The sequence below is a fragment of the Citrobacter sp. Cpo074 genome, assembly GCF_030332745.1.
Classification (GTDB): domain Bacteria; phylum Pseudomonadota; class Gammaproteobacteria; order Enterobacterales; family Enterobacteriaceae; genus Citrobacter; species Citrobacter portucalensis.
The window spans coordinates 117,922-125,923 of the sequence record NZ_JAOWHG010000011.1; the positions used below are offsets into that span (position 1 = coordinate 117,922).

At 51.8% G+C, this 8,002-nt stretch carries 7 protein-coding genes and 1 riboswitch; of the genes, 5 read left to right on the top strand and 2 right to left on the bottom strand.

Going from position 1 to position 8,002, the window contains the following annotated elements:
• Positions 1–204 precede the first annotated feature (204 nt).
• A complete protein-coding gene (gene oxyR / locus OGX83_RS00595; RefSeq protein WP_008787060.1) occupies positions 205–1,122 on the top strand; it encodes a DNA-binding transcriptional regulator OxyR in 918 nt (305 codons plus the stop codon).
• Here the strand turns inward: oxyR and sthA are convergent.
• On the bottom strand, positions 1,105–2,505 hold the full coding sequence (gene sthA / locus OGX83_RS00600) for a Si-specific NAD(P)(+) transhydrogenase (RefSeq protein WP_003028860.1): 1,401 nt from the start codon (positions 2,503–2,505) through the stop codon (positions 1,105–1,107). The two genes, oxyR and sthA, sit on opposite strands and share 18 nt — an antisense overlap.
• A 191-nt stretch (positions 2,506–2,696) precedes the next feature.
• On the opposite strand from sthA, the gene fabR reads away from it, so the two are divergent.
• Together fabR and OGX83_RS00610 are read left to right on the top strand one after the other, a co-directional pair.
• Positions 2,697–3,332 (top strand): HTH-type transcriptional repressor FabR, encoded by a 636-nt coding sequence (fabR, locus tag OGX83_RS00605; protein ID WP_003028862.1) that lies wholly within the window; start codon positions 2,697–2,699, stop codon positions 3,330–3,332.
• Positions 3,333–3,347: 15 nt separating this feature from the next.
• Positions 3,348–3,707, top strand: coding sequence for a YijD family membrane protein (locus OGX83_RS00610; RefSeq protein ID WP_003825114.1), 360 nt, complete (start codon positions 3,348–3,350; stop codon positions 3,705–3,707).
• A gap of 82 nt (positions 3,708–3,789) precedes the next feature.
• Here OGX83_RS00610 and trmA read toward each other — a convergent pair whose 3' ends face one another.
• On the bottom strand, positions 3,790–4,890 hold the full coding sequence (trmA, locus tag OGX83_RS00615) for a tRNA (uridine(54)-C5)-methyltransferase TrmA (RefSeq protein ID WP_100271667.1): 1,101 nt from the start codon (positions 4,888–4,890) through the stop codon (positions 3,790–3,792).
• Between the two features lie 115 nt (positions 4,891–5,005).
• A riboswitch (cobalamin riboswitch) is annotated at positions 5,006–5,192 on the top strand.
• Positions 5,193–5,257: 65 nt separating this feature from the next.
• On the opposite strand from trmA, the gene btuB reads away from it, so the two are divergent.
• Entirely contained in the window at positions 5,258–7,114 is a 1,857-nt protein-coding gene (btuB, locus tag OGX83_RS00620) for a TonB-dependent vitamin B12 receptor BtuB (RefSeq protein WP_032945649.1), read from the top strand.
• Complete coding sequence (murI, locus tag OGX83_RS00625; RefSeq protein WP_286587221.1) at positions 7,059–7,910, top strand: glutamate racemase; 852 nt, start codon at positions 7,059–7,061, stop codon at positions 7,908–7,910. Before btuB ends, murI begins: the two co-directional genes overlap by 56 nt.
• The last annotated feature ends 92 nt before the right edge of the window (positions 7,911–8,002 follow it).

Consider the following 8,002-nt stretch of genomic DNA (forward strand, 5'->3'; position numbering starts at 1 on the left):
GCGGACTCAAGGTCCGCAAAAGTTCACGTTGGCTTTAGTTATTTCGAGTATGAGAGAAACTCTCAAACGGACAGTAGCTTCAAGGGTTAAAGGGGTACCGTTCCGTTTCTGTGGTGCATTATTAAACAGAAAGCTTGATAGGGATAATCGTTCGTTGCTATGCTACCTATCGCTACGAACTATCGTGGCGATGGAGGATGAATAATGAATATTCGTGATCTTGAATACCTGGTGGCACTAGCCGAACATCGTCACTTCCGACGAGCGGCAGACTCCTGTCACGTTAGCCAACCAACGCTGAGCGGGCAGATCCGCAAGCTGGAAGATGAGCTTGGCGTCATGTTGCTGGAGCGTACGAGTCGCAAGGTGCTGTTCACCCAGGCCGGTTTGCTGCTGGTGGATCAGGCGCGCACCGTGCTGCGCGAGGTCAAAGTGCTCAAGGAGATGGCAAGCCAACAAGGCGAGACAATGTCTGGCCCGCTGCATATTGGTTTGATCCCAACGGTGGGGCCATACCTGCTGCCGCATATTATTCCGATGTTGCACCAGACCTTCCCAAAACTGGAGATGTATCTCCATGAAGCGCAGACACATCAGCTGTTGGCGCAACTGGATAGCGGCAAGCTCGACTGCGTCATTCTGGCGCTGGTCAAAGAGAGTGAGGCGTTCATCGAAGTACCGTTATTTGATGAGCCTATGATGCTGGCGATCTATGAAGATCACCCATGGGCAAACCGTGACTGTGTACCGATGTCCGATCTGGCGGGTGAAAAACTGCTGATGCTGGAAGATGGCCACTGTCTGCGCGATCAGGCGATGGGTTTCTGCTTTGAAGCGGGTGCTGATGAAGATACCCATTTTCGGGCAACCAGTCTGGAAACGCTGCGTAACATGGTGGCGGCAGGCAGTGGTATTACCTTACTGCCTGCGCTGGCCGTTCCACCGGAGCGTAAGCGTGATGGTGTCGTTTATCTGCCATGCATTAAACCCGAACCGCGTCGTACGATTGGTCTGGTGTACCGTCCTGGTTCGCCGCTGCGCAGCCGTTATGAACAGCTGGCAGAGGCCATCCGTGGATCAATGGATGGCCATTTCGACAGTGCGTTAAAACAGGCGGTTTAAGCCATTTAGCGCCGCTACCCGATAGGCTTCTGCCATGGTTGGGTAGTTAAAGGTGGTGTTAACGAAGTACTCGATAGTGTTACCACCACCTTTTTGCTCCATTATCGCTTGTCCGATGTGAATAATTTCGGCCGCGCGCTCCCCAAAGCAGTGGATCCCCAAAATCTCTTTGGTTTCGCGATGGAACAGGATCTTCAGCGTTCCGACACTCATACCCACGATTTGTGCACGTGCCAGATGCTTAAACTGGGCACGGCCAACCTCGTATGGAACTTTCATTGCCGTGAGCTGCTGTTCGGTTTTACCAACGGAGCTGATTTCCGGAATGGTGTAAATCCCGGTTGGGATATCTTCGATCAGATGCGCGGTGGCCTCGCCTTTTACCAGTGCCTGGGCGGCAATGCGTCCCTGGTCGTAGGCCGCCGATGCCAGGCTCGGATAACCAATTACATCCCCTACTGCGTACACATGCGGCAGCGCCGTCTGGTACATGCTATTCACTTTGAGCTGCCCGCGGCTGTCGGTTTTCAGACCAATGTTTTCCAGCGCCAGCGAATCGGTATTACCGGTACGGCCATTGGCGTACAGCAGGCAGTCGGCCTTCAGTTTCTTACCGGACTTCAGGTGCATGATGACGCCGTCATCGCAACCTTCAATCTTCTCATACTCTTCGTTGTGGCGAATGACCACACCGCTGTTCCAGAAGTGGTAAGAGAGCGAGTCGGACATCTCCTGATCGAGGAATGCCAGCAGACGATCGCGGGTGTTGATTAAATCAACTTTGACGTCCATTCCACGGAAAATCGACGCATATTCACAGCCAATGACCCCTGCGCCATAAATCAGCACATGACGGGGTTCGTGGTGCAGGCTCAGGATAGAGTCACTGTCGTAAACCCGGGGATGCGAAAAGTCGACATCAACAGGGCGATAAGGACGCGAACCGCAGGCAATAACAAACTTATCCGCAGTCAGCGTTTCCACCGTACCGTCGTGACATTCCAGGGCGATCGTGTGTTCATCAACAAAACGGGCATTTCCCTGCAAAATTTCGCAGTGGTTGCGCTCGTAAAATCCTTGCCGCATACGCGTTTGCTGATTAATAACGTTATCAGCGTGGTTGAGAATATCGGCGAAAGAAGAACGAAGGAGTCGGGAGTGGTCGCTGTACAGTGGGTTCTGATTGAATTCAATAATGCGGCTGACGGCGTGGCGGAGAGCTTTCGACGGGATGGTGCCCCAGTGGGTACAACCTCCGCCGACATTATGATAGCGCTCAATTACCGCGACGCGCGCTCCTTGCTTAACCAGACCCATTGCCGCGCCTTCGCCGCCGGGACCGGAACCTATTACTATTGCATCGTAATCGTAAGAATGTGACATGGTCAGGCTTACCTGTTCTTATACATAAAAGCAACAGAATAGTAACATCGTTGTTGAGATAACCCAATTATCGTTGTGCTTTTTTGCGAAGTCGAAGCACAAACTGCGCGTAAACAATCATTCACAAAGCCATGCCAACCGCCTAATCTCTGGTATAGTGCCAGCAAGGTATGTGGAAGGATTCAGACATCGTGATGGGCGTTAGAGCGCAACAAAAAGAGAAAACCCGGCGTTCGCTGGTAGAAGCCGCATTTAGTCAACTCAGCGCTGAGCGTAGTTTTGCCAGCCTCAGTTTACGCGAAGTTGCTCGTGAAGCGGGCATTGCGCCAACCTCGTTTTATCGCCATTTCCGCGATGTGGATGAACTCGGCCTGACGATGGTGGACGAGAGCGGTCTGATGCTGCGTCAGTTGATGCGCCAGGCGCGCCAGCGTATCGCGAAGGGCGGGAGTGTGATCCGCACCTCGGTCTCAACATTTATGGAGTTCATCGGCAACAATCCCAACGCCTTCCGTTTATTATTGCGCGAGCGTTCGGGGACATCCGCAGCGTTTCGTGCAGCGGTCGCTCGTGAAATTCAGCACTTCATCGCGGAACTTGCGGACTATCTGGAACTCGAAAACCATATGCCTCGTGCGTTTACTGAAGCGCAAGCCGAAGCCATGGTAACCATTGTGTTCAGCGCCGGGGCAGAAGCACTGGATGTTGGCGCTGAACAGCGCCGACAGCTGGAAGAGCGGCTGGTATTGCAACTACGCATGATCGCGAAAGGCGCATTTTATTGGTACCGCCGTGAACAAGAGAAGATGACGCACCACTCCGAGTAACGAGAAGGACAAGCAATGAAACAGTCAGGTCAAGATAAAGGTACGCTGCTGCTGGCGCTGGTTGCTGGCTTATCGATCAATGGTACATTTGCGGCGCTGTTTAGCTCCATTGTGCCATTCTCAGTATTCCCGATCATTTCGTTGGTGCTGACGGTGTATTGTCTGCATCAACGCTATCAGAACCGCACCATGCCTGTGGGATTGCCGGGCCTGGCTGCCGCCTGCTTTATCCTCGGCGTTTTGCTGTACAGCACCGTGGTACGCGCTGAATATCCGGATATCGGCTCTAACTTCTTCCCGGCGGTACTGTCTGTGATTCTGGTGTTCTGGATCGGCTTTAAAGTCCGTAACCGTAAACAGGAAATTGCGGAGTAACAGTTGTAGCGGTAGGCCGGATAAGGCAAAGCCGCTATCCGGCAATCTGAACAGGTAGTGCTTATCCAGCCTACGTTCTGTCTTACTTCTTGGTTAACAGTACGCCGCACTCCATATGGTGCGTATACGGGAACTGATCGAATAGCGCCAGACGTGAAACATTGTGCGTCTGGCTTAACGTTTCCAGGTTTTTACACAGCGTCTCCGGATTGCAGGAGATGTACAGAATGCGCGGATACGCCTGCACCATTTTCTCCGTTTCGCTGTCCAGACCGCTGCGCGGTGGGTCAACGAAGATAGTTTCACACTGGTAACTCTTCAGATCGATTCCCTGCAAACGGTTGAACTCGCGAACGCCGTTCATCGCCTGAGTAAACTCTTCGGCCGCCATGCGGATTATTTGTACGTTTTCAATCTGGTTAGCCGCAATGTTGTACTGTGCAGCAGCAACGGACGGCTTGGCGATTTCCGTCGCCAGTACGCGGTTGAAGTTTTGTGCCAGGGCTAGCGAGAAATTGCCATTGCCGCAATACAGCTCCAGCAGGTCGCCTTTTGAGCCCCTGGTGACATCAATCGCCCACTCCAGCATCTGAATATTCATGGCGGCGTTCGGCTGGGTGAAGCTGTTCTCAACCTGGCGATAGATAATCTCTTTACCCGCAACCGGCAGGCGTTCGTCAATGTAGTCCTGATCCAGCTCGATTTTGGTTTTGGTTGCCCGGCCAATCAGATGCACATTCAGGTTTTTCGCCCGTAGCGCATCCCGCAGCGTTTCAGCTTCCTGACGCCATTCATCATCCAGCTTTTTATGGTACAGCATCGATACCACCGCCTGATCGCTCAGGGTTGTGAGGTAATCAATCTGAAACAGTTTGTGACGCAGGACGTGGTTGTTGCGAACGCCTTCGATCATTGCCGTCATCAGCGTGTTGATAAGCTCACTGGCTGCCGGGAAGCTGTCGACACGGATACGGTTTTTGGTCTGGCTGTCGAACATGATGTGGTACAGATCATCACCGTCATGCCACAGACGGAATTCCGCGCGCATACGGTAGTGGCTGACCGGTGAGCGAAACACTTCCGGAGCCTGTGCATAAAATGGCGTCATTAAGCTCTGCAGACGCACCACTTTTTCAGCTAACTGTGCGTCGTACTGTTCTGTCGGAAGGTGTTCGGGGGTCATGATGCGTCCTGAAAAATAAAAGTACGCGGGGATTGTAGGGATTGCTCATCAGATGTCCAGTCATTGATGATTTCCGATATTGTGATACGCAGTCTGGACAGTGGGTTGTAACAAACTGTAGCATCCGTTTTCCGGTCCTGTGAGTTAAAAGGGAATCCAGTGTGAATCTGGAGCTGACGCGCAGCGGTAAGGAAGGTAGGGGATGAGCGCACCTGGTGCAGACACTGCGGCATGCCGTGGGAAGTCATCGTCTCTTTAAGTTGCCTCCAAGCCCGAAGACCTGCCGGCTAACGTCGCATCTGGCTTTCATCATCGCGTACTATCGGTGGGACCTGCGGCATCCTTCTTATATTGTGGATGCTTTACAATGATTAAAAAATCGTTGCTGTGCACGGCACTTTCCGTCACGGCATTTTCTGGTTGGGCACAGGATACTAGCCCAGATACTCTCGTTGTTACTGCCAACCGTTTTCAGCAGCCTGTTAATACTGTCCTTGCCCCCACTGATGTGGTGACGCGTGAAGATATTCAGCGCTGGCAGTCAAAAGATCTCAATGATGTCATGCGCCGATTGCCGGGCGTAGATATTTCGCAAAGCGGCGGTATGGGGAAAAGCTCCTCGCTGTATGTTCGCGGTACTGAGTCCCGGCATGTCCTGGTATTGATTGATGGCGTGCCGATGGCGCGTGCAGGCATCGGTAATGCGATTGATATTGGTCAGATTCCGGTATCGTTGGTGCAACGTGTTGAATATATTCGCGGGCCGCGTTCAGCTGTGTACGGATCTGGTGCGATCGGTGGTGTGATGAACATCATTACGATGAGTAATGAAGAGAAATCACAGATCAACGCAGGTATGGGGACTGATGGTTATCAGACCTACGACGGCACGATAAATAAACGATTTGGTGACACGATGGTGACGGCGGCTGGCGCTTACCAGACGACCAAAGGTTTTAACATTCAACCTGATTCCCCTTACAGCGGTGACAGCGATCGCGATGGTTATCGCAACAAACTGTTCTGGGGCGGCTTGCAGCACAAGTTTAACGATAACTTCTCCGGTTTCTTCCGTGGTTACGGCTACACGGCGAATAGCGATTACGATCAGGGCTCTTATGGCTATGCTGGCGGTAATGACGAAGCTCAGAATTACACTCAGTCCTGGGATTCCGGCCTTCGTTACAGCTCAGGTATCTATTCCGCCCAACTGATTGCTAACTACCAGCATCTCAAAGATTACAACTATAGCAATCAACTCGGTCGTTATGCGGGGGATGCTACGCTGGATAATATGGAACAGCGCTATATTCAGTGGGGAAATAACGTTGAGGTTGGGCATGGAGCGATTAGCGGTGGTGTCGACTGGAAACAAGAAAAGCTGACTTCCAGTAGTACCACGAAATCGGACGCTTATAAACGTGATACGACCGGACTTTATCTAACTGGGCAACAACAAATTGATAGCGTCACGCTGGAAGCCTCAGGCCGTGAAGATCATGATGAACAATTCGGCTGGCATGGCACCTGGCAGACTGCTGCAGGCTGGGAGTTTGTTGATGGCTACCGTGCAACGCTCTCTTATGGCACAGGTTTCCTGGCTCCTTCACTTGGTCAGCAATACGGGGCTACGCGTTTTGCCTCTTCCTATGGGCCGGGTATTGCAGCCAACCCGAATTTGAAACCGGAAGAATCTAAACAGTGGGAAGCAGGGATTGATGGATTGACAGGGCCGCTTGATTGGCGTCTTTCTGCATATCATTATGAAATTCAAAACCTGATCGATTACAAGAATAACCAGTATGTCAACGTTAAGTCAGCCACGATTAAAGGGCTGGAATGGACTGGGAATGTTACGACTGGCCCAGTAGATCATCACCTGACGCTACAGTATGTTGACCCGCGGGATGATGATACGAATAAGGTACTCTATCGCCGAGCAAAACAGCAGGTTAAGTATGAGTTAACTGGGCAGGTTCAGGACTTGGGGTGGAACGTTGCTTATCAATATATAGGTGAACGTTACGATAATGATTATGACAATAATCGTGATGTTAAATTGGGCGGCGTCAGCTTGTGGGATATCGGAGTGTCATATCCAATCACCTCACAGCTGACAGTTCGTGGTAAAATCGCCAACCTGTTCGATAAAGATTACGAGACAGTTTATGGCTACGCAACTGCAGGACGGGAATACACCTTGTCTGGCAGCTACACATTCTGATCCCCGTCCCACCGTGCTGGTGTTTGATTCCGGCGTCGGTGGGTTGTCGGTCTATGACGAGATCCGGCGTCTTCTGCCGGATCTCCACTATATCTACGCTTTCGACAACGTCGCTTTTCCTTATGGAGAGAAGAGCGAGGAGTTTATCGTCGAGCGTGTTGTTGAGATTGTGACTGCGGTCCAGCAGCGCTATCCCCTCTCTCTTGCGGTCATCGCGTGTAATACAGCAAGCACGGTGTCGCTCCCTGCGTTACGTGAGAAATTTGCATTCCCGGTTGTGGGCGTGGTGCCTGCGATTAAACCGGCAGCGCGACTCACGGCGAACGGTGTTGTGGGGCTACTGGCTACACGTGCAACGGTGAAGCGGTCGTATACCCATGAGCTGATTGCGCGATTCGCTAACGAATGCCAAATTGCAATGTTGGGTTCTGCTGAGCTGGTGGAACTTGCGGAAGCGAAGCTGCACGGTGAAACAGTTTCTCTGGAAGAGCTGCGGCGTATTCTGCGTCCGTGGCTGCGGATGTCTGAACCACCTGACACAGTAGTGCTCGGTTGCACTCATTTCCCTCTATTACAGGAAGAACTTTTACAGGTCCTTCCCGAGGGGACGAGACTGGTGGATTCTGGTGCCGCGATAGCGCGCCGCACGGCCTGGTTGTTAGAGCATGAAGCACCAGATGCGAAATCAACCGATGAGAACGTTGCATTTTGTATGGCAATGACGACAGAAGCTGAACAATTATTGCCTGTGCTACAGCGCTATGGCTTTAAAACGCTCGAAAAACTGTCAGTTTAAGTGGTTTTGATGAAAAAATACGCACTCGGAAGATTATTTTAAATTTCCCCTTGTCAGCCTGAAATAACTCCCTATAATGCGCCTCCACTGAC